This window comes from Deefgea chitinilytica, from assembly GCF_016881405.1.
Classification (GTDB): domain Bacteria; phylum Pseudomonadota; class Gammaproteobacteria; order Burkholderiales; family Chitinibacteraceae; genus Deefgea; species Deefgea chitinilytica.
Window position 1 is genome coordinate 24,923 of the sequence record NZ_WOFE01000009.1, and the last position, 19,893, is coordinate 44,815.

The 19,893-nt window shown below is 50.6% G+C and carries 17 protein-coding genes; 11 read left to right on the forward strand and 6 right to left on the reverse strand.

Annotation, left to right across the window (positions count from 1 at the left end; translation table 11 throughout):
* Window positions 1-6 precede the first annotated feature (6 nt).
* Window positions 7-309 carry a P-II family nitrogen regulator gene (locus GM173_RS13710; protein WP_203571952.1) on the forward strand — a complete coding sequence of 101 codons (303 nt, stop codon included), beginning with the start codon at window positions 7-9 and terminating at the stop codon, window positions 307-309.
* 103 nt (window positions 310-412) lie between these two features.
* Here the strand turns inward: GM173_RS13710 and GM173_RS13715 are convergent, their stop codons facing one another.
* Window positions 413-1,153 (reverse strand): NAD(P)H-dependent oxidoreductase, encoded by a 741-nt coding sequence (locus tag GM173_RS13715; RefSeq protein ID WP_308439604.1) that lies wholly within the window; start codon window positions 1,151-1,153, stop codon window positions 413-415.
* A gap of 50 nt (window positions 1,154-1,203) precedes the next feature.
* Between GM173_RS13715 and GM173_RS13720 the strand changes: the two genes are divergently transcribed.
* The 3 genes from GM173_RS13720 (at window position 1,204) to GM173_RS13730 (ending at window position 4,488) form a co-directional block, all read left to right on the forward strand.
* On the forward strand, window positions 1,204-2,037 hold the full coding sequence (locus tag GM173_RS13720; RefSeq protein ID WP_203571953.1) for a substrate-binding periplasmic protein: 834 nt from the start codon (window positions 1,204-1,206) through the stop codon (window positions 2,035-2,037).
* A 161-nt stretch (window positions 2,038-2,198) separates the two neighbouring features.
* The gene (locus GM173_RS13725) at window positions 2,199-3,677 is read left to right on the forward strand and encodes an alpha-amylase (RefSeq protein WP_203571954.1); all 1,479 of its coding nucleotides are present in this window, start codon (window positions 2,199-2,201) and stop codon (window positions 3,675-3,677) included.
* A gap of 73 nt (window positions 3,678-3,750) precedes the next feature.
* On the forward strand, window positions 3,751-4,488 hold the full coding sequence (locus GM173_RS13730; protein ID WP_203571955.1) for a substrate-binding periplasmic protein: 738 nt from the start codon (window positions 3,751-3,753) through the stop codon (window positions 4,486-4,488).
* A gap of 131 nt (window positions 4,489-4,619) precedes the next feature.
* Here the strand turns inward: GM173_RS13730 and GM173_RS13735 are convergent, their stop codons facing one another.
* Window positions 4,620-5,225 (reverse strand): LysE family translocator, encoded by a 606-nt coding sequence (locus GM173_RS13735; protein WP_308439605.1) that lies wholly within the window; start codon window positions 5,223-5,225, stop codon window positions 4,620-4,622.
* A 195-nt stretch (window positions 5,226-5,420) separates the two neighbouring features.
* On the opposite strand from GM173_RS13735, the gene GM173_RS13740 reads away from it, so the two are divergent.
* Window positions 5,421-6,386 carry a YcjF family protein gene (locus GM173_RS13740; RefSeq protein WP_203571956.1) on the forward strand — a complete coding sequence of 322 codons (966 nt, stop codon included), beginning with the start codon at window positions 5,421-5,423 and terminating at the stop codon, window positions 6,384-6,386.
* Window positions 6,387-6,443: 57 nt separating this feature from the next.
* On the opposite strand, the gene GM173_RS13745 is transcribed toward GM173_RS13740, so the two are convergent.
* A complete protein-coding gene (locus GM173_RS13745; RefSeq protein WP_203571957.1) occupies window positions 6,444-7,955 on the reverse strand; it encodes a sensor domain-containing diguanylate cyclase in 1,512 nt (503 codons plus the stop codon).
* 366 nt (window positions 7,956-8,321) lie between these two features.
* Here GM173_RS13745 and GM173_RS13750 point away from each other — a divergent pair, with 366 nt between their 5' ends.
* The 5 genes from GM173_RS13750 to GM173_RS13770 all read left to right on the forward strand — a co-directional run bounded on the left by GM173_RS13750 (window position 8,322) and on the right by GM173_RS13770 (window position 13,909).
* On the forward strand, window positions 8,322-8,969 hold the full coding sequence (locus GM173_RS13750; protein ID WP_203571958.1) for a YiaD family glycine zipper/OmpA-like lipoprotein: 648 nt from the start codon (window positions 8,322-8,324) through the stop codon (window positions 8,967-8,969).
* Window positions 8,970-9,199: 230 nt separating this feature from the next.
* Entirely contained in the window at window positions 9,200-9,730 is a 531-nt protein-coding gene (locus tag GM173_RS13755; RefSeq protein ID WP_203571959.1) for a DUF3302 domain-containing protein, read from the forward strand.
* Entirely contained in the window at window positions 9,723-10,865 is a 1,143-nt protein-coding gene (locus GM173_RS13760) for an HlyD family secretion protein (RefSeq protein WP_203571960.1), read from the forward strand. Before GM173_RS13755 ends, GM173_RS13760 begins: the two co-directional genes overlap by 8 nt.
* A 13-nt stretch (window positions 10,866-10,878) precedes the next feature.
* On the forward strand, window positions 10,879-12,276 hold the full coding sequence (locus GM173_RS13765; protein WP_203571961.1) for a TolC family protein: 1,398 nt from the start codon (window positions 10,879-10,881) through the stop codon (window positions 12,274-12,276).
* A gap of 289 nt (window positions 12,277-12,565) precedes the next feature.
* Window positions 12,566-13,909: a GGDEF domain-containing protein gene (locus GM173_RS13770; RefSeq protein ID WP_203571962.1), complete on the forward strand. Its 1,344-nt coding sequence runs from the start codon at window positions 12,566-12,568 to the stop codon at window positions 13,907-13,909.
* 73 nt (window positions 13,910-13,982) lie between these two features.
* Here GM173_RS13770 and fabI read toward each other — a convergent pair whose 3' ends face one another.
* The 3 genes from fabI to GM173_RS13785 form a co-directional block, all read right to left on the reverse strand.
* Window positions 13,983-14,750: an enoyl-ACP reductase FabI gene (gene fabI, locus GM173_RS13775; protein WP_203571963.1), complete on the reverse strand. Its 768-nt coding sequence runs from the start codon at window positions 14,748-14,750 to the stop codon at window positions 13,983-13,985.
* 183 nt (window positions 14,751-14,933) lie between these two features.
* On the reverse strand, window positions 14,934-15,374 hold the full coding sequence (locus tag GM173_RS13780) for a hypothetical protein (RefSeq protein ID WP_203571964.1): 441 nt from the start codon (window positions 15,372-15,374) through the stop codon (window positions 14,934-14,936).
* An 87-nt stretch (window positions 15,375-15,461) separates the two neighbouring features.
* Entirely contained in the window at window positions 15,462-15,806 is a 345-nt protein-coding gene (locus tag GM173_RS13785) for a hypothetical protein (protein ID WP_203571965.1), read from the reverse strand.
* 197 nt (window positions 15,807-16,003) lie between these two features.
* On the opposite strand from GM173_RS13785, the gene metH reads away from it, so the two are divergent.
* On the forward strand, window positions 16,004-19,738 hold the full coding sequence (gene metH, locus GM173_RS13790; RefSeq protein WP_203571966.1) for a methionine synthase: 3,735 nt from the start codon (window positions 16,004-16,006) through the stop codon (window positions 19,736-19,738).
* Window positions 19,739-19,893: the final 155 nt, after the last annotated feature.

A 19,893-nucleotide genomic window follows, 5' to 3' on the forward strand; every position in this document is an offset into this window, starting at 1 on the left:
GCTGTGATGAATTTTCCAACTCGAACTTTGCTCACTATCGTGACCGAAGCGGTGCTTGAAAATGATTTAATTGAGCTATTTGAAAGCCAAAAAATACGTGGCTGGACCATTGTTGCCGCGCGCGGTAACGGTGCGCACGGCGAAAAGCATGGTAATTTTGACGCGAATGAAAATATCCAAATCGAGCTGATTACCGACACCGCCAGCGCCGAGCAATTAGCCAGCAGCGTGCAGCAGCAATTTGGCTCGCACTATGCCTTGGTGCAATGGCTCAGTGAGGTGCGCGTATTACGTGGAGAGAAGTTCTAAACAGATAAAGCATGGATGTATTGCTCGCTAGCTATCATTTAAAATAAGCTAGCGAGCAATACCCAGAATCAAAGCAATAAAGAATTTGCTCATTAACACCAAACTACGCCGTCACTTCACGCGTTGCAACGGGCTGCTTGGCTGAAATATGCGCGACTAAATGTTGCCGATAGCGCGCAATATCACCCGCAATATCCGGCTGTTTAATCACGTCATTACACATAAACGTCGGCAATGCGCTCATCCCCAAAAATTCATTGGCTTTATGAAATGGCAGATACACGCCATCGACGCCAACGCCGGCAAAAAAGTCATCGGCGGCGTCAAACGCACTAAGGGGCGCATTCCAAGTCACCGACAATAGATAAGTTTTACCTTGAATCAGGCCGCCAGAGCCATATTTTTTGGTGGCATCGCTGCGACTACGACCATCGCTGGCGTACAAGCGGCCATGGCCGGCGGTAAAGACTTCGTCGATGTATTTTTTCAAAATCCACGGCGCGCCCATCCACCACGCTGGCATTTGATAAATCACGGTATCTGCCCAGAGATATTTATTTACCTCTACTTCAATGTCATACCCTTGATCAACATCGGTAATTTGTACGCTATAGCCACGGTGTAGCAAGGTTTCATGCGCCACATCCGTCAAGGTTTGATTCAATTCGCCATTTGAATGACCAAATTGCTTACCTGCATTAATAATTAAAATATTTGCCACAATGTCACCTGTTGAATAAATCAATATGCCAATAGAATAGCAATAATCTTGGGCAAATAATCGGTAATAAGTACCGTATTGAATGCCAAATTGTGCATACCACATCACTAATTCGATTTGCATAAATCGCAAGCAATCGGCGAATTGACGCTGCATTGAAACAAAGATGTCATATGATTCACTTGCGCCGTGCTCAGCGATTTATACTCAGCGCGCGGCCATTTTTTCAATCGCCATCATGCCATCTAGCCATGCTCAATTTATTCCGTGCAGCCGCTGTTGTCCTGTCGTTCTGCGCCGCAGCCAGTTTTGGCGCGCCACAAACGATCGCCTTAGCCAATGGCGAGTGGCCGCCATTACTGGGTGAACATTTACCGAATCATGGGTTTGGTAGCCAAATCGTCAGTCGGGCTTTTGCACTGAAACAAATCCAAGTGAACTATCAGTTTTATCCGTGGAAACGCGCGCTGGAAGAAGCGCGTTCAGGGCGAGTGGCTGGCACCTTACTTTGGAGCAGTAATGCCGATCGGCAAAAAGACTTTCTAATTAGCCAGCCGGTCTATCGCAGTAAAACCATGCTATTTTTTAACCGAAGTCGGCCAATCGATTGGCAACAACTTCGCGACCTCAAGGGCAAAAACATCGGCGTAACCAATGGCTATAGCTATGGTGAAACGTTCAATGGCTTGATCAATAACCGCACCCTCCTTGCCGACCAAGCCAATACCGACGAGCAAAACTTTGCCAAATTGTTGGCCAATCGGATTGATGCGTTTCCCTGCGAAGAAATCATCGGCATGCATATTATTCGCAGCGAATTTAATCCCGAAGCTCTGCAACGCATCAACATCAGCCCCAAGCCGGTGCATGAAGAGCCGATGTATTTATTAATTAGCCGCCGCCACCCCAACGCCGAGCAATTGCTGCATAGTTTTAATGCCGGATTGGCGCAAATGAAACGCAACGGCGAACTCGACGCCATCCTCAAAAAAGCCTTCCAACGCTAAAGTTTGGTTTGTAGGTCGCGTCAACGCTCCGATGAAGCTGAGGCAAGTCACGCAGTCCATTTAGCGCGTAATCCCTTTGATATCTTCATCAACTCGTCATCTAACAATCGTGTTTATTGCGTAATATGAGATTTTCCTAGTAGATCGACGGAGTTGGACTGATGGCGGCGACAAATGGCGTAATGATGCAGTACTTTCATTGGTACAACCCCGCCGACGGCTCGCTGTGGGATGAAGTCAGCCGCAACGCCAGTGCCTTAGCCCAAGCCGGGATTACCGCACTGTGGCTACCGCCCGCCTACAAAGGCAGCCTTGGTGCAAATGATGTGGGTTATGCTGTTTACGATCTATACGACTTAGGTGAATTTGCACAAAAAGGCAGCATCCGCACCAAGTACGGCAGCAAAGCCCAATATCTCGCGGCAATTCAAGCCGCGCACACAGCAGGTCTGCAAGTCTATGCGGATGCGGTACTGAATCACCGCATCGGCGGCGACATTGCCGAACCCTGCTGCGCCACACCGTTTCAGCAAAACAACCGCCTCAATCCTGCTGGGCCGATGCGCGAAATCAGCGCCTACACGCAATTTAATTTTGCCGCTCGGCAAGACCAATACTCCAATTTTCGCTGGAACCACACGCACTTTGACGCCGTTGATTACGATGCGCTCAATCCAAATGAACGCAACACGATTTACCTGCTCGCGGGCAAACAATTCGACGATGCCGTCGCGCTGGAGGCGGGCAATTACGCGTATTTAATGGGTTGTGATGTAGATTTTCAAAATCCGTCCGTGCAAGCCGAACTCATCGAATGGGGTAAATGGACACTCGACACCACCGGCGTTGATGGCTTTCGCCTTGATGCAGTCAAACACATCGCCGCGTGGTTTTTCCCGACGTGGATAGACGCGATGGAACAACACACCGGTAAAGATTTATTCGTCGTCGGCGAATACTGGACGCCGGACGTTGCCGAGCTCGTGGCCTACGTCGACCGCCTTGGCGGGCGAATCGCCGCTTTTGACGTGCCGCTACATTACCAATTTCACACCGCTAGCCGCCAAGGCGCCGCCTATAACTTATGCCAACTGGGCTTTAATCATCTCAAACAACGCCGCCCCGATCATGTGGTGACCTTTGTCGACAATCACGACTCGCAGCCGCTGCAAGCCTTGGAATCGCCCGTAGAAGCGTGGTTCAAACCACTGGCGTATGCGTTTATTTTGCTGCGCCAGCACGGCTATCCGTGCATTTTCTACGCTGATTATTACGGCGCAGAATATTGTGATGCCGATAAAAGCGGTGATATCCAGCAGATTCAGTTAGTCAGCCATCGCTTTCTAATCGATCGTTTCCTGCACGCTCGACAGCATTATGCCTACGGCGAACAAATTGATTATTTTGACTTTCCCAACTGCATCGGCTGGACGCGCTTGGGCGACGTTGACCATCCTAAAGCAATGGCAGTCGTGATGAGCAATAGTCTCGCTGGCTACAAACGCATGTATGTTGGCCAAGCCAACGCCCGTTTTGACGATCACACAGGACATCACAACGAGCCCGTCCGCAGCAATCTTGATGGCTGGGCCAGCTTCCCCTGCCCAGCAGGGTCGGTTTCGGTGTGGTTGCAGCACTAAAGCCATCAATCTCACCTAGCTCTAAGACATAAGTTAGCTACACTCAAGTTTTAGACGCTTCATTGATTCAACTATGCGCTCACTCTGCTCTTACCTTGGCATGTTATGCATCAGTGCACCACTCTATGCTGCACCGACACTGACTATCGCATTAGGCGAAACAAAAATGCCGTATGTTTCAGCAGAAACGCAAAGCGGCATTGAATACGACATTACCAAGCAAGCGCTCAACCTTGCTGGCTATCAAGTAAAGATCGATTTCTTGCCCAATAAACGCGCCCAGCTCAAATTACAAGAAGGCCAGCTTGATGCCGCCATAGGCAATACTGGTCAATACCTTTCTGATCCCTATATTGCCTACCAAAATATGGCAATAACACTATGTAAGCGTCAAATTCTCATCAATTCAGTACCCGAATTGGCCGCCTTTCAAGTGGCGGCATTCCATAATGCCAATCAATATTTGGGGGCTGAATTTGCGAAAATAGCCAGCAACAAAAGTAATTACCGCGAACTTTCACCGCAACAACTCATGAATCGCATGCTCTTAGCCGCGCATATCGATGTCGCAATTAGTGATATCAATATTTTTAAGCACGAACACGAAATATTAGACCCGAGCGCAAATCACACCCTATGCCCTTTTGCAATTTTCCCGCCTACCAAATATCACCTTGCCTTTCGAGATCCCAGCGCACGGGATCGATTTAACGTAGCACTCAAAACTTTACGTGAGCAGGGGTTTTACGAACAACTTGCGAAAAAATACGGTATGCCACTTGATCATCACCAGCCTTATTTCAAACCCTAATCCGTAAAGAACAGTTCAGCGAATCACATGACCGCAGCGAGCCACACTGGCGCGATTGCACTTGCCGCCAGATTGGGCGTATACCTATACAGCCATTTAATATCAATGCTTTTATAGTAATACCCAATACATCAAACCAGAGAAACCAACTCATCGTACAACAAATAAAACGCCGTCAATGCCATCAGCGTGGCCATAGTGCCGTTGAAGATTTTTAGATTTCTTAGCTCCAATAAATGATGGCGTAATGCATCACCCAACCATGCCCAAACGGCAATACAAGGTAAATTAATCGCCGCGCACAGCAGCGCCAAGCTCAAAGCCGCTTGCCCATTTTGTTGGCCAGCCGGCAAAAATAAAATCACCGTATTGAGCACCATCACCCATGCTTTAGGATTGATCCACTGAAAGGCCGCCGCTGCGATGAACGACATGGGTCGGGCAACTTCTTTGCCCTCTGGTGACGCTGAACGCCAGATTTTCCACGATAACCACAGCAAATAACCACAGCCGATCACCGCCAAAATCGGGCGAACACTGCCGAGCATTGCCATAATCCACGCCAAAAATAAACCGACCAAAAACACTTGTAGCGCATGGCCTAAGCTAATGCCGAGCATATGCGGCAGCGTACGACGAAAGCCGAAATTACCGCCCGACGCGGCGAGCATCAGATTATTCGGCCCCGGCGTGACCGACATAATCGCCACATAAGTAAGAAATGCAAAATTAAGCACAAGCGCCTCGCTTCAAGAATAAGCGTTGATAGTAGGCAGTATTCGGCGAGCATTACAGTGGCATTCCGACTTCAATTTGACCGATACAGTATCAAAAACCAACGATTACAGTTGCAACTGTTATTGTTAATTCCACAAATGGAACCAAGCCAGCGCCGCTTGGTCTAGTACTGATCTATTGATTGTGAGCGCATCATGCAAATAGCCCAACAACAAGCGATTTTAACTATTGCCCTGCTGGCCGCCTTTGCCGACGGCCATAACGATGAACGGGAACGCGAGCATATTCGCGGGCTGGCGCAGTCTTTGGGGCAAGATAGCGGGCTGGATTTCAGCCGTCTGTATCAGGATGTGTTATTTAAACGCGTCGATCTCGCCAGTGTCTGCGCGCAATTGACCGACCCTGCCGAACGGCAATTTGCCTATGAAATGGCCGTCTGCGTCTGCGATGCCGACGGCAGCACCAGCGCGGCGGAAAGCGCTTTTTTAGCTGATTTAAAAATCCGCCTCGCGCAAGCGACCGTTCCTACATCAACCTTATTCCAGCGCGATGCCGATACGCTCGCCAAAGCGGGGCAAAGCATCGTGCCAATCCAAAGCGCAACGCCGCTGGCGCAGCAAGTGCCAAACAGTGCGGCCATAGTCAATACCGCCGAAATTGACAGCAGTATTTTGAAAGCGTCGATTTTAAATGGCGCGCTCGAGCTATTGCCGCAAACGTGGGCGTCGGTGGCGATTATTCCGCTGCAAATCAAGCTGGTGTACAACATCGGCCAACGCTATGGCTACGAACTCGATCAAGGACATATTCGCGAGTTTATTTCGACGGTGGGCGTGGGACTGACTTCGCAATACCTCGAACAATTTGGCCGTAAATTGATGGGTGGCTTGTTTGGTAAAGTTGGCGGCAAATGGGGCAAAACGATAGGCGGTGCAGCAACCGGCATGGCATTTTCTTTTGCCAGCACCTATGCGCTAGGCCAAGTGGCGAAACGCTATTACGCAGGAGGCCGCACCATGAGCGCCGACTTGCTCAAGCAAACTTTCCAAGAAACACTGGCACCAGCCAAAGATTTGCAAACCAAATACCTACCCGAAATCCAGCAACGCGCCAGTACACTCAACGCCGCGGAGATTATGGCGCTGGTTAAGGGCAAATAACCAAAGGGTATTGCTTGAAAGCAAATAGTTAAAAATACTTAGCAAGCAATACCCGTGCTATATTTCCACTTCTCGATTGCGAGTCGCCACCTTATGCCGATACATTCGCTGGTCAGCCAACTGCAATAACTCGCTGACACTCTGAGCCTCAGCCGGATAGCTGGCGATACCAATACTGGCAGACAATGTTAAAGTTTGTGCTTGCCAAATAAATGGCGGCGCTAGAGCGTCCAACAAAGCTTGCCGCAACGCCGCGCAGCGCTCCTGATCGCTCAAACCGAGCACCAAAATCGCAAATTCATCCCCGCCCCAACGCGCGACCAAGTCTTGGCTGCGCACGGTACGACGCAAGCGCTGCGCCACTTCGAGCAGCACCGCATCTCCAGCTAAGTGACCATATTGATCATTAATCGGTTTGAAATAGTCTAAATCGAGATACACCAAGGTGAAGGGCGTCTCACTTTGACTGGCTATGCTCATCCGTTGATCAAAGTTTTGTCGATTCGCGCAGCGCGTTAAACGATCTTGCGTCGCCCAGCGGTGCAGCTGATTTTTATGCCGTTGTACCGTAATTCGCCGCAAGCGTTCACTGTACTGCCAGCGCAGTGCCAGCAATAAAACCAGTAACAAAAATGCCGCCATCATCAGCGGTACCATGCCCAACCAGCTCTGCCAACGCAATTGTTGCTGCGTGTATAATTTAAACGGCTGCGAATCCGAGGCGATCGGCGAAGCGATTTCAATCTGAGGTAATAAGCGATCCAGCCATGCCAAGGAACCCGCAGCGCGCACATTAAATAGTTCTACTTGTGCTGCGTTGGCGACGCCAATGTATTCCATCCGTACTTGCCAGCCCGGCGGGAAATCTTGCAATTTCGCGATGATATCTTTGGCTTTAATCACTAAGCCAGCATATAAGGGCCAACTGGAATCTGGATTTTGTCCTCCCAGCTGATAGACCGGGATAGTTAGGCCATATGCAATGTCTCCCTCAATCAAACGAAAAGGCCCCGTACTCCAGCCTTTTACCTGTTGACCTGAATTCTGTAACTGCGGACTTAAAAAGTGCACCGCATTGACGTCCAAACCCAGCACTTGCTCTGCTTCGCGCGGTAATGGCGCCATAAATACAATCGGAAAGTGCACCGCACTCACTTTCAGCGGCAACGATTTACGGGTTTTATCATAATCAAAATCATGCACCTGAAACCCACGGTAACCCGCAGCACGCATCGTCCGCTCCAGCCCTGCGACTTCAGAATGCGTCACGCGCTGCACCGTTTGTAAGCAATAAATGTGTGGATTGCGTTTTAATAACAACTCGGCAAATGGCCGAATTGTTTTGTCTTGCGTCAATGTGAGTCGAGATTGAAATGCGGCAAAACTTTCTAACACCGTGTCGGCCTGCGCTTGCAGCTGGGCAATTTGCTGCGCGATTTGATTGTGCTTTTGCGTATGCAAAATATGCTGATTTTGCCACCAAAACAAAGTGTAAAGACTATAACTGAGTAGCAGTAAAGCCAGCCATGCCAAATAAATAAAACGCTTTGATTTGAGGGGCTTAGGCATTTTCTTTCATGGCGCGAAAATTGTATCCGTCGATAGTATCAACACTTGTAATATAAAGTAAGTATTTTAATAATTTAGACCACCATCAGCATGAATTTGCCAATGACGTTTGTTTATGTTTTGCCCTGAGGCTCGCCTCGAAGCGCTCCACATCGGGGATCAAAGACGACAAACCTGATGGAGAAACAGCACCACTGAATAAATCGAGTAAATCACCTTTACCACAAGCTGCAACAGCGTACCGCAATACGATTACCTGCCAACGTGTGAGCAAAGGCACCTTCGTTTTGGTATTTTTTGATAGCAAGATGGCATAAATCTATGGTCTGATGATGGCATCAACTGCAAAGACAACAGGAATCAATCATGAAACGTGCTTTATTACCGAGTTTATTAGCTTTAAGTCTGGCGATCACTGGTTGCTCAAATATGTCGACGACTGAAAACACCCTGCTGGGCGCGCTCGGCGGTGCCGCCGTCGGCGCAGGGATTAGTAAAGCGTCCAAAGGCCATCACACAGGCCGCGATGCTGCGATTGGTGCCGCGGCGGGCGCACTAGGCGCGTATTTATGGTCGTCAAATATGGAAAAGCAAAAACAAGCGATGGAACAAGCCACCCAAGGCACTGGGATCGAAGTGAGCCAAACGCCAAATAATGAATTAAAAATCGAAATTCCTGCTGATTTCTCATTTGATGTGGGTAAAGCAAATATCAAACCGAATATGCAGCCCGTACTCAATCGTCTGGCGCAAACCTTGAATCAAAACCCGGTAACTCAAGTGCGTATTGTCGGCCATACCGACAGCACGGGTACGGATGCGATCAATAATCCATTATCAGTGAATCGTGCCGCTGCAACGCGTAACTACCTTGCAGGTTTGGGTGTGGCTAGTCAGCGGATGAGCATTGACGGCGTGGGGGCAACTCAACCAATCGCAAGTAATGATTCTGCTGCTGGTCGTGCGCAAAATCGTCGTGTTGAAATTTTCGTTGCCGAGCCCGCACAAAAGTAAGGCAATCCTAAAACAAAAAGCCCCACACAAAACCTTCATGTGGGGCTTTTTTTATTAGGGTCTGTCAAAATCAATATGCCACACTCCATTAGCTCCAGCTAGATACTCTATTTCGATTTGATTTATAGTTCAGTGGCTAAACAAAAACCCGTATAGATTGAATGGCCTACCTCGCCATTTACATTTAAATAAACCAACCAATCGAATAGCCTGATTTGGAATCTTCAAAAATGAAACGCAACCCCATGTTTTTGCGTAGCATCCCGCTCGGACTTGCTGCACTACTTTCAGTATTGTCATCCTCTGCTTGGGCAATGGCGGGCATGGAAGAACAAATCGCTGATGTCATGGTCTGGGTCGTCATCATTTTAGTGCCGCTGGCCGCGATATATTTGTTCTGGAAAGTCCATGTATTACCGGAAGTGATTGCTGAAAAGCGGCATCATCCACAAAAAGGCGCGATTCAAGTGCTTTGCTTGTTGTCACTGGCGTTTGGCGGGATGTTGTGGCCGATTGCATGGTTGTGGGCGTTCACCAAGCCGGTTACTTACAAAGCCGCCTACGGTACCGATAAGCATGATGATTATTTCCTCAAGCCCGATGGCGAGCATGGAAATAAACCAATGGATTTAGCGATCGTCGATGATGAAATCATGCTGCTGAAAGAAAAAATGGAAGGCTTGAGCAAAAAGCGCGAGCTGATTTTAGCTAAGCAAGCGTCAACTCAAACGAGCCATACAGAAGGAAACAGCCATGCTTGAAATTATTATCGGCGGTTATGCATTTCTAGTTTGGCTGCTGTGCATCAAACTCAAAGTGATTCCTTGGAATATTAAAACCCAAGTCGGCGCAGTCAGCGGTGGTTTGGCTTTGGCTGCGACGATTATTCTAACCATCAATGTAGTAACACCGTCATCAAGTGATGTACGGGCGATTAATTATGTGGTGGAAGTGGTGCCACGTGTATCCGGTACAGTGACCCGTGTGGCGATTGAAGGCAATCAACGCTTGAAAAAAGGCGATGTTTTACTTGAAATCGACAGCACACCATATCGCTTGAAAGTGAAGCAGCTCGAAGCCCAAGTGGCAGATGCAACCGCATCAGCAAAAACGCTATGGCAAGATTTAGACAGCGCGAAAACCCAAACCATTGCCGCACAAGCGCATTTGGACTTGATGAAAAAACGGCTAGGCCAAGCCCAAGAGTTGGCCAAAGCAGGGGCAGGTAATCAGTTTGACGTGGAAAACTTCGCGACCGAAGTGAAAAAAGCCGAGTCTTCGGTAGCGAATGCAAAAACCGCAGAAGCGCGCGTGACGACCAAGCTTGAAGCAGTAGTGGGTCCTGATATCGCTAGCGTCGCGCAAATCAAAGCGCAACTTGAGGCGGCCAAATACGATTTGGAATCGACCATCATTCGCGCGCCAACCGATGGTTATGCCGTCAACGTGGCTGTTCGCCCAGGTAATTTTTTGACCGCAATGCCATTTCGCCCGGCGATGAGCTTTGTTGAACACGAGCAGCGCATCGTGGCGTTCTTTGAGCAAAATGAATTACGTTTTATCAAACCGGGCGATAAAGCGGAAATTGCATTCAAAACGCTGCCAGGTGATGTGGTGCGAGCCAAAGTAGACTCTATCGTTTGGGCAAATTCACAAGGCCAAACAATGCAAAGTGGCGCGGTACCGAATATGCCAATGGAGCATTTAAACGCGCCGCTAGCGCAAAAATTTGCGGTTAAATTAACAATTAATCCAGAAAACAAACCATTCATTCCAATGGGTGCACGTGGTGGTGCGGCGGTTTATACCGAGAAATTAGCACCGTTGCACTTATTAAGAATGGTGATGATTCGTGCTCAATCGCTGATGAATTATCTCGTACTGAAACTGCACTAAGGAATACGAGACAATGCACCCGCAATTCCAAGGTATAAAAAAGGCAGGTATTGCCTGCACTATATGCTTAACATTAGCTTCGTGCGCAATACCCACTGCACCGAGTCGAGAAGACTTGCATCAGCAAGCTTTAGCCGAGCTGAAATTTCCTGCCAAATGGCAACACAGCCAAAGCACCGGAGAATTTGACGCTGCCGCTCTGGGTTTTACTTTACCAAGCGAAGTACTAGCTTTAATTGCCGAAGCGCAACGCAATAATCCAGATTTACGCCTCGCGGCTCTGCGCATCGAACAGTCACACAGCGCAGTCAAAGCTGCAGGTGCGGCCTTGCTGCCTTCGCTGGCGATTGGCGGCCAAGGCGGCGAATCGGCCATCCCGACTTCATCGATGGCGATGAACGGTTTGGCGCTGATTGCACAGTGGGAAATCGATGTTTGGGGTAAAACCCGCAGCGGGCAAGCCGCCGCGCGCGAGCAAAGCGTCGCTGCAGAACTCGATACATTGTATGCAAGGCAATCAATCGCTGCGGCGATTGTGAAAGCCTGGCTGAGCGCCACAGAAGCGACTCAGCAAATTCGCTTGGCGCAAGAGATGGTGCAGTTGGCAGAGCAGCAGTTGGCTTTGATTCAAACCGGGCAAAAAGTTGGCCGCAATACGCAGCAAGATGTGTTGCTCAATCAATTGGCGGTGAAAAACTATCGCGCCCAATTATTGCAAAGCCAACAAGCACTCAATCATAGTCAGCGTGCGCTGGAAGTCTTAATTGGTCGCTATCCGGCAGCTGAAATCACCGTAGCCAGTGCCTTACCCGCTGAGCCAAGCCCAATTCCTGCCGGACTACCGTCAGCACTAGCCGAGCGTCGCCCCGACTTAAAAGCTGCAGAAAGTCGCTTCCGTGCCGCGTTCTTTAATGTCGAAGTCGCTAAAAAAGCATATCTACCCACCATCTCACTCACGGGGGGTTTGGGTGTTGCCGACAATCAGTTGTTTAAATTACAAGACGATTTAAATAATCCGATTTGGGGTATCACCGGTAAATTTCTGGCGCCAATATTCACGGCGGGTCTGATCGATGCACAAGTTGAAATCAAGACGGCTCAGCAACAAGAAGCGACGGTGCAGTACGCGAAAGCGATGCTCAATGCGCTCAATGAAATTGAAGGCGGTTTGTACGCCGAGCAAAAGCTCGCCGAACGCTATCAATTGCTCAAAGGCCAAGTGAATGACCAACAGAAATTGATCGGGCTACAAAAAGTGCAAATCAAAGTCGGTAAAAGCGATTATTACCAGCTCTACCAGCAGCAGTTGAGCCTCGCCAGCTATCAATTCAATCTGCTGCGCTTGCAAAATGAGCGCTTAATCCAGCGCGTTAACCTGCATTTGGCGCTAGGTGGCGTCTATCCAATCTAAGTACAAAGCCGGGCTTGCTCGGCTTTTTTGATGGCGACAATCAAAGTCTTGCATCAACTGACCCGCAATGAACTAAGCTGAAAATCCAACGATTAATTCGCTTTGATGATTCAATCATGTTCAATTGGCATAAGCCCTTACCCTGGGTAGCAATCACTCATCGACCGCCTAGACACAAACCGCGGCGCAGCGCCATGCGACAATTGCGCTTATTGAAAATCAGAACCGGATTAGATACCAAATTAGATAACGCTGTAGTTTTTAACCCCACTTCAAACAGGCAAGCAAGATGCAGTGGCTACCCGCGCTAAGCATTTACGCCACATGCTCGCCGACGATCAAGCTGCGAATTTACTTCGTATCGGGCTTGCTGATTTTTACGGTGACCCTCTTGCTCTGGCATCACTGGGGGATGAATCGCTATTTGCGGCTAGAGCCAAAATCGTTCAACGCCATCGCCACCGTCGAGCCTGCCGCCGAAGGCGCTGCCTATAGCCGCAGCGTATTAAATTTAAATCCCGACGGCTGGCACATTGACTGTGAATTGATTCCCTCCAAATACCCACCTTATTGTGGCTTAGACATCGTATTTGATACCCAGCAGCAAGGCATGGATTTATCGCGCTTTGATCAAATCAAAATTCGTTATTTATTTACCCCGCCAAATGAACATCTGAGGGTTTCAATTTTTAATTACAGCGATACATACAGCCGAGCCAACGACTATTTAAGCCATAAGATCGAAGACGCCGTACTGTTAGCTCAGCCTAACTGGCAAGAAGTCAAATTCCCGCTCGCAGCTTTTAATATTCCGGCATGGTGGATCATTCAGCAAAACGTGCACCCTGCCGATGCCGGCACCGAGTTTGACCGCGTGATGCAAATCCGTGTGGCGACTGGCTACAATGTCAGCGAAGGCAAGCAGCAATTTACCGTTGCTTGGCTTGAATTGAGCGGAAAATGGATCAGCGCAGAAAACTTGCGCCTGATGTTGATCTTTATGTGGCTGATTGCCGCGATGCTGTGGATTTTATGGGAATGGTGGCGCAATCTAAGCCGACTCAATCGTAGCCGACAACGTCAGCGCTGGCTGGAAAGCACCAATCAATCGCTCACCGAGTCAACTCAAGCACTGGCGCAGCGCGTGCGCGTTGATCCATTAACCCAAGCACTCAATCGTGAAGGGCTAGCTGAATTTCTGACCACGCACTGCAGCAGCCATGAATATCCAATTAGTGTGATTTTTTTAGATATTGATTACTTTAAAAAAATCAACGACCAGTACGGCCACGCCATGGGCGACCTAGTATTACAGCGCTTTGCCCAGCACATTCAACAGCAAATTCGCCCAAGCGACTGCTTGGTTCGCTGGGGAGGCGAAGAATTTATCCTGTTATGTTTACACACCAAATTAATGGGCGCGGCCGCATTGGCCGAAAAAATACGCAACAGCTTAAATCAGACCACCTGGCCCAATGACATTACCGTCACTTGCAGCGCTGGCGTTGCTGAAATGGCCGAAAACGAAGCCTTTGCCTGCATGGTCGAGCGCGCCGACGCCGCGCTGTATCACGCCAAAGCCAATGGCCGAAATCGCGTCGAACTGGCGCAGAGTCAGCCGTGCAATCAATAGTCTGAACAAATCAATCTATATTGATGTATATGGCTGTAGCAATTTATTATCAATAGCTATAGCCATATACCTACTAAGCGAGGATATTCATCCCGCCATCAACATAAAAAGTACTACCAGTTAAACGCGCCGCGCCGTCTTCGCACAAGAACGCACTCGCTTCGCCCACATCATCAATATCCGGCAATTCGCGCAATGGCGCGCTGCCCGTGGCATTGCTGATCAGCAAATCAAATTCACGAATCCCGCTCGCCGCGCGGGTTTTCACTGGGCCGGGCGACACCGCATGCACACGAATTTTTTTGGGGCCGAGCTCTGTGGCCATATAGCGCACTGCGCATTCCAGCGCCGCTTTCACCGGCCCCATCATGCCGTAATTCGGCACCACTTTTTCGGCGCCGTAATAACTCATCGCCAGCAAAGTACCACCACGCGTCATCAATGGCTCGGCATGATGCGCCATACGGATAAAAGAATGGCAAGACACATCCATCGCTAGCGCAAAACCCGCTGCCGAGCTATCGACCACCCGGCCATGCAAGTCATCTTTTTGCGCAAAGGCAATTGAATGAACGCCAATATCAAGTTGACCGTATTTTTGTTTGATCGCGGCAAACAATTGGCTCACCGATGCCTCATCCTGCACATCACACAATTGCGTAATGCCGGGCTGCAATTCATCAAATAGCGCTTGAATGTACTTCAGCGTTTTTTCCGTTTGATACGTCAAAATCAATTCGGCACCACGCGCTTTTAATGCTTTAGCCACGCCATACGCAATCGAGCTTTCGTTTGCCAAGCCCATAATCAGCGCCACTTTACCTTCCAGTGAACCTGCCATCTTGCTTCTCCTGATCATTTAGAAAAAAGGACAATTCCTGCTGCGTTGCAGCAATCATACTCGCTCAATCAACAGATCAACATGACATTTTTTCGGTCAGTAGGCCCAACTCAATACAGCTTGCGTTGACGCAAAAAAACCAGTCACGCAGACTGGTTTTTGCATTTGGCGGCCGGATTAAAATCAGGCAATCGCTTTAATTGATGTCGTTGGCTTTTGCTCTATGTCTGTTCGAGGCTCGGGTTTCGGTGCGGGATCAGCTTGCGCTTGCTGTTGGGCATACTGTGCAATCGCCGCCGCTGTTTGCCGATTTTGCACCGTCTGCACGGTATCAAGCGCTTGCTCGGTGCTCACCCCAATCGGATTGGCCGAGCTGACCGACGCATTCCCAGTATCGTAACGCTCCGCCGCGCTGGCAGCGCTGGCGACATAAGTATCAAATTGCTGTTGTGCTTGCTTGGATATAAACACTTGCTCAGCAACAGGCTTAACCGTTTCGCGTGTGGCTTGATTTTGCTGCTGCAATTGCTTTTGCAACTCTGCCGCGCCCACTGCAGTATTACTAGCACCGCTGGGTGGCGCAAGCGGGACATTACTGATTGATGAAGAAGTAATCGGCGACATAAGAAAAGCTCCCCAGACTCACTGATAATGACAGCATACACCGCGCTTGAGAAAAACACAGACTAAAAAAGACCAATGGAATCAAATTCATGCCAGCATATCAAAGCCTTGACCGAGCGCTAGCTCATGATCCTGCTGCGCTAAATCCGCCATCGCTTCATATTCCTGTACCCGCGCCCCAGACACTGTCCGCATCGGCAGCATTTGCATCATCGCAATGGTTGAAATATGCGGAAACACACTCTGAATATTCATTTCGACTGGCTGCTGGACAAGCGCCACTTCTTTGCTGATTTTCCGCACGTGCTGCGTATGAGACTCGTACTGTGCCAGCTTTTTATTGAACTCATTTTGACCCGCAGCGCGGTGCATCGCACTTGTCAGCGACAAGGGATTCACTTTGCGAGAAGACAAAACAATTGAGGCCGCCATGCGTATACAACTCCAAGTTCAATCTGCCTAGCTTAATCAAATCATCGTGCCAAAAGTTGGTAAAAATCGGCAAACATATTGGCAATTAATGCCAATTTATCAATCACTAAAGCGCGATATCGACCATTGGCAGTAAGGCAATTCGCTTTGCTCATGGTAAAATGTCAGGTTACACCGTATTGATTTCTGGATTATTCATGACCCGTCTCAAACAACTGCAAGATTTACTCGAACAACGCATCCTGATTTTGGACGGCGGCATGGGGACGATGATCCAGCAATACAAACTCACCGAGGCGCAATATCGCGGCGAGCGCTTTGCCGATTGGCATACCGATGTGAAAGGCAATAACGATTTGCTGGTGCTAACACAGCCACAAATTATTGGCGAGATTCACCAGCAATACCTCGATGCTGGCGCCGACATTATCGAAACCTGCAGTTTCAACGCCACCTCGATGGCAATGGCCGATTACGAGATGGAAGGCCTAGTGTGGGAGATCAACCACGCCGCCGCCAAATTGGTGAAAGACCTGTGCGTGGCGCAAACCGCCAAAGACCCCAGCAAGCCGCGTTTCTGTGCCGGTATTCTTGGCCCCACCAGCCGCACCGCGTCGATCAGCCCCGATGTAAACGACCCCGGCTACCGCAATGTCACCTTTGATGCGCTGGTCGAGGCTTACCTCGAATCGATCGACGGCCTCGTTAAAGGCGGCGCCGATATTTTGATGGTCGAGACGATTTTCGACACGCTGAACGCCAAAGCCGCCGTGTTTGCGATCAAGAAATACTTCGCCGATCGCCCAGAGCTCGAAGAGCTGCCGATCATGATTTCTGGCACGATCACCGATCAATCCGGCCGTACGCTCACCGGCCAAACTACCGAAGCCTTTTACAACTCGCTGCACCACGCCGATGCGGTGTCGTTCGGCCTGAACTGCGCGCTGGGCCCTGATTTGCTGCGCCCGTATGTGGAAGAAATGAGCCGTATTTCCGATACCTATGTGTCGGTGCACGCCAACGCCGGCCTGCCGAACCCGCTCGCGCCCACCGGCTATGATTTGCTGCCCGAAGACATGGCGCCGCAAGTGCGCGAATGGGCTGAAGCGGGTTTGGTCAATATCATCGGTGGGTGTTGCGGCACCACGCCGGCGCATATCAAGGCGATTTACGAAGCTGTAAAAGACCTACCTCCGCGCCAGCTGCCCGAGATTGAGCCTAAATGCCGCTTGTCTGGCCTTGAGCCCTTCAACATCGGCGATAAAGATTTGTTTGTGAACGTTGGCGAGCGTACCAACGTTACCGGCTCGAAAGCCTTTGCCCGCCTGATTTTGGCCGGCGATTATCCGGCCGCGCTAGAGGTCGCCCGCCAGCAAGTAGAAAACGGCGCGCAGATTATCGACATCAATATGGATGAGGGCATGCTCGATGCCCATCAGGCCATGGTCACCTTCCTGAACCTGATCGCCGCCGAGCCGGATATCAGCCGCGTGCCGATCATGATCGACTCATCAAAATGGGACGTGATCGAAGCCGGCCTGAAATGCGTGCAGGGCAAGTGCATCGTGAACTCGATCTCGATGAAAGAGGGGGTCGAGCAATTCAAACACCACGCGCGCTTGCTGAAAATGTACGGCGCGGCGGTGATCGTGATGGCCTTCGACGAAGTCGGTCAGGCCGATACCTACGCGCGTAAAGTCGAGATTTGCGAAAAATCCTACCGCATCTTGGTCGACGAAATCGGCTTTAATCCGGCCGACATTATTTTCGACCCGAATATTTTTGCCGTGGCGACTGGTATTGAAGAGCACGCGCGTTATGGCCTCGACTTTATCGAAGCCACCGGCTGGATCAAGCAAAACCTGCCGCACGCCAAAATCAGCGGCGGTGTATCGAACGTGTCGTTTAGTTTCCGTGGCAATAACAAGGTGCGCGAAGCGATCCACGCCGTGTTCCTCTACCACGCGATTCAGCGCGGGATGACGATGGGTATCGTGAACGCTGGTGCGCTGGAAAACTACGACGAAGTGCCGGGCGAGCTGCGCAACGCCATCGAGCGCGTTGTCCTCATGGAAGGTGCGGACCCGATGGCGGATACCGACGCGCTGATCGCGCTGGCCGAGTCATTCCGTGGCGATACGGCGCAAAAGTCGGGTGAAGATCTGAGCTGGCGCACGCTGCCGCTGCAAGAGCGGATTACGCATTCGCTGGTGAAGGGCATTACCACCTACATCGTTGAAGACACCGAAGAAGCCCGCCAATCCGTCGAGCGCCCGATCCATGTGATCGAAGGCCACTTGATGAACGGCATGAACGTCGTTGGCGACTTGTTTGGCGCCGGTAAGATGTTCCTGCCGCAGGTGGTGAAATCGGCGCGCGTGATGAAAGCCGCCGTGGCGCACCTCGAGCCCTTTATCGAAGCCGAAAAAATCGCCATGGGTCTGGCCGATGCGCCAGCCAAGGGCAAGATCATTATGGCGACGGTGAAGGGCGACGTGCACGACATCGGTAAAAACATCGTTGGCGTGGTGCTGCGCTGTAATAACTATCAGGTGTTTGACCTCGGCGTAATGGTGCCGTGCCAAACGATTCTGGATAAAGCCCGCGAAGTCGGCGCCGACATCATTGGCCTCTCCGGCCTGATTACCCCATCGCTGGAAGAAATGGCGCACGTCGCCAAAGAAATGCAGCGCCAGGGCTTTGACATTCCGCTCTTGATCGGCGGCGCGACAACGTCGAAAGTCCACACCGCGGTGAAGATCGAGCCGCATTACCAAAACGGCCAAGTGATCTACGTGGCCGACGCCAGCCGCGCCGTGGGTGTGTGCTCGAATCTGCTGTCGGACGATCTGAAAGCGCCATTCGTGGCGGAAGTGAAGGCCGAATACGCCAAAGCGCGTGAGCTGTTTGAAAACAAAGATCGCACCAAACTGATCAGCATAGCTGAAGCACGCGAATTTAAATTCAAACAAGACTGGGCTACGTATACACCGAAAGCGCCTTCATTTACTGGCGTACGTGAATATACCCAATATGATTTAAATGAGCTGGTACCGTATATCGACTGGACTCCGTTCTTCCAAAGCTGGGAGCTGTATGGCCGCTATCCGGCGATTTTAAACGACGAAGTCGTCGGCGAAGCCGCGCGCCCGCTGTTTGAAGACGCGCAAAAAATGCTTAAACAAATCGTCGAAGAAAAATGGCTGTCTGCCGCTGGCGTAATCGGCTTCTTCCCCGCCAATGCGGTCAATCACGACGACATCGAAATCCGCGACCCAGCCACGGGCGAAACCGCGATGCTGTGGCACAACCTGCGCCAGCAATTGCCGAAGGCCAAAACCGACGAGCGCAACGCGGCCGATGTGAAGCCCAACTGGTGTCTGGCCGACTTTGTCGCGCCGAAAGAGACGGGCATCACCGATTACATCGGCGCCTTTGCCGTCACCGCCGGCATCGGTATTGATGAGCACGTCAAACGCCTTGAAGACGCCAACGACGACTACAGCGCCATCTTGCTCAAATCGCTGGCGGATCGCCTCGCCGAAGCCTTCGCCGAGCACATGCACGCCCGCGTGCGCACCGAGCTATGGGGCTACGCGGCCGACGAGCAGCTGGATAACGAAGCGCTGATCGATGAAAAATACACCGGCATCCGCCCCGCCCCCGGCTACCCAGCCTGCCCGGACCACACCAGCAAGGTGGAGCTATTCAAACTGCTGAACGCGCCAAACATCGGTATGACGCTAACCGAAGGCTACGCGATGCTGCCCACCGCAGCGGTCAGCGGCTTCTACCTCGCGCACCCCGAGTCGCGCTACTTTGGCGTGGGCAAAATCACCAAAGATCAGGTGGAGGATTATGCTCAGCGGCGTGGGGTATCGGTTGCGCAAGCCGAACGTGATTTGGCGCCGAACTTGGGGTATGTGGCGTGAGACCTTGTTGGATAATGGCTGGGTAGTGATACCTAATAAAAAGCCCCGCGGATGCGGGGCTTTTTTGCGCCGTGCTGCGACGGTACTGTAGGTGCGAATAGCGCAGAGTATTCGTACGAATGGAGGTTGAAACATGCTACAGCTCTGGGCAACGC

Bases quoted from the DNA above. Each gene is read 5' to 3' on its own strand.
- GM173_RS13780 (WP_203571964.1), bottom strand. From the start codon at position 15,374: ATGTCGCCGATTACTTCTTCATCAATCAGTAATGTCCCGCTTGCGCCA.
- GM173_RS13730 (WP_203571955.1), top strand. From the start codon at position 3,751: ATGCGCTCACTCTGCTCTTACCTTGGCATGTTATGCATCAGTGCACCA.
- GM173_RS13760 (WP_203571960.1), top strand. From the start codon at position 9,723: ATGCTTGAAATTATTATCGGCGGTTATGCATTTCTAGTTTGGCTGCTG.
- GM173_RS13740 (WP_203571956.1), top strand. From the start codon at position 5,421: ATGCAAATAGCCCAACAACAAGCGATTTTAACTATTGCCCTGCTGGCC.
- GM173_RS13785 (WP_203571965.1), bottom strand. From the start codon at position 15,806: ATGGCGGCCTCAATTGTTTTGTCTTCTCGCAAAGTGAATCCCTTGTCG.
- fabI (WP_203571963.1), bottom strand. From the start codon at position 14,750: ATGGCAGGTTCACTGGAAGGTAAAGTGGCGCTGATTATGGGCTTGGCA.
- metH (WP_203571966.1), top strand. From the start codon at position 16,004: ATGACCCGTCTCAAACAACTGCAAGATTTACTCGAACAACGCATCCTG.
- GM173_RS13710 (WP_203571952.1), top strand. From the start codon at position 7: ATGAATTTTCCAACTCGAACTTTGCTCACTATCGTGACCGAAGCGGTG.
- GM173_RS13770 (WP_203571962.1), top strand. From the start codon at position 12,566: ATGCAGTGGCTACCCGCGCTAAGCATTTACGCCACATGCTCGCCGACG.
- GM173_RS13755 (WP_203571959.1), top strand. From the start codon at position 9,200: ATGAAACGCAACCCCATGTTTTTGCGTAGCATCCCGCTCGGACTTGCT.
- GM173_RS13745 (WP_203571957.1), bottom strand. From the start codon at position 7,955: ATGCCTAAGCCCCTCAAATCAAAGCGTTTTATTTATTTGGCATGGCTG.
- GM173_RS13725 (WP_203571954.1), top strand. From the start codon at position 2,199: ATGGCGGCGACAAATGGCGTAATGATGCAGTACTTTCATTGGTACAAC.
- GM173_RS13720 (WP_203571953.1), top strand. From the start codon at position 1,204: ATGATTCACTTGCGCCGTGCTCAGCGATTTATACTCAGCGCGCGGCCA.
- GM173_RS13715 (WP_308439604.1), bottom strand. From the start codon at position 1,153: ATGCAAATCGAATTAGTGATGTGGTATGCACAATTTGGCATTCAATAC.
- GM173_RS13750 (WP_203571958.1), top strand. From the start codon at position 8,322: ATGAAACGTGCTTTATTACCGAGTTTATTAGCTTTAAGTCTGGCGATC.
- GM173_RS13765 (WP_203571961.1), top strand. From the start codon at position 10,879: ATGCACCCGCAATTCCAAGGTATAAAAAAGGCAGGTATTGCCTGCACT.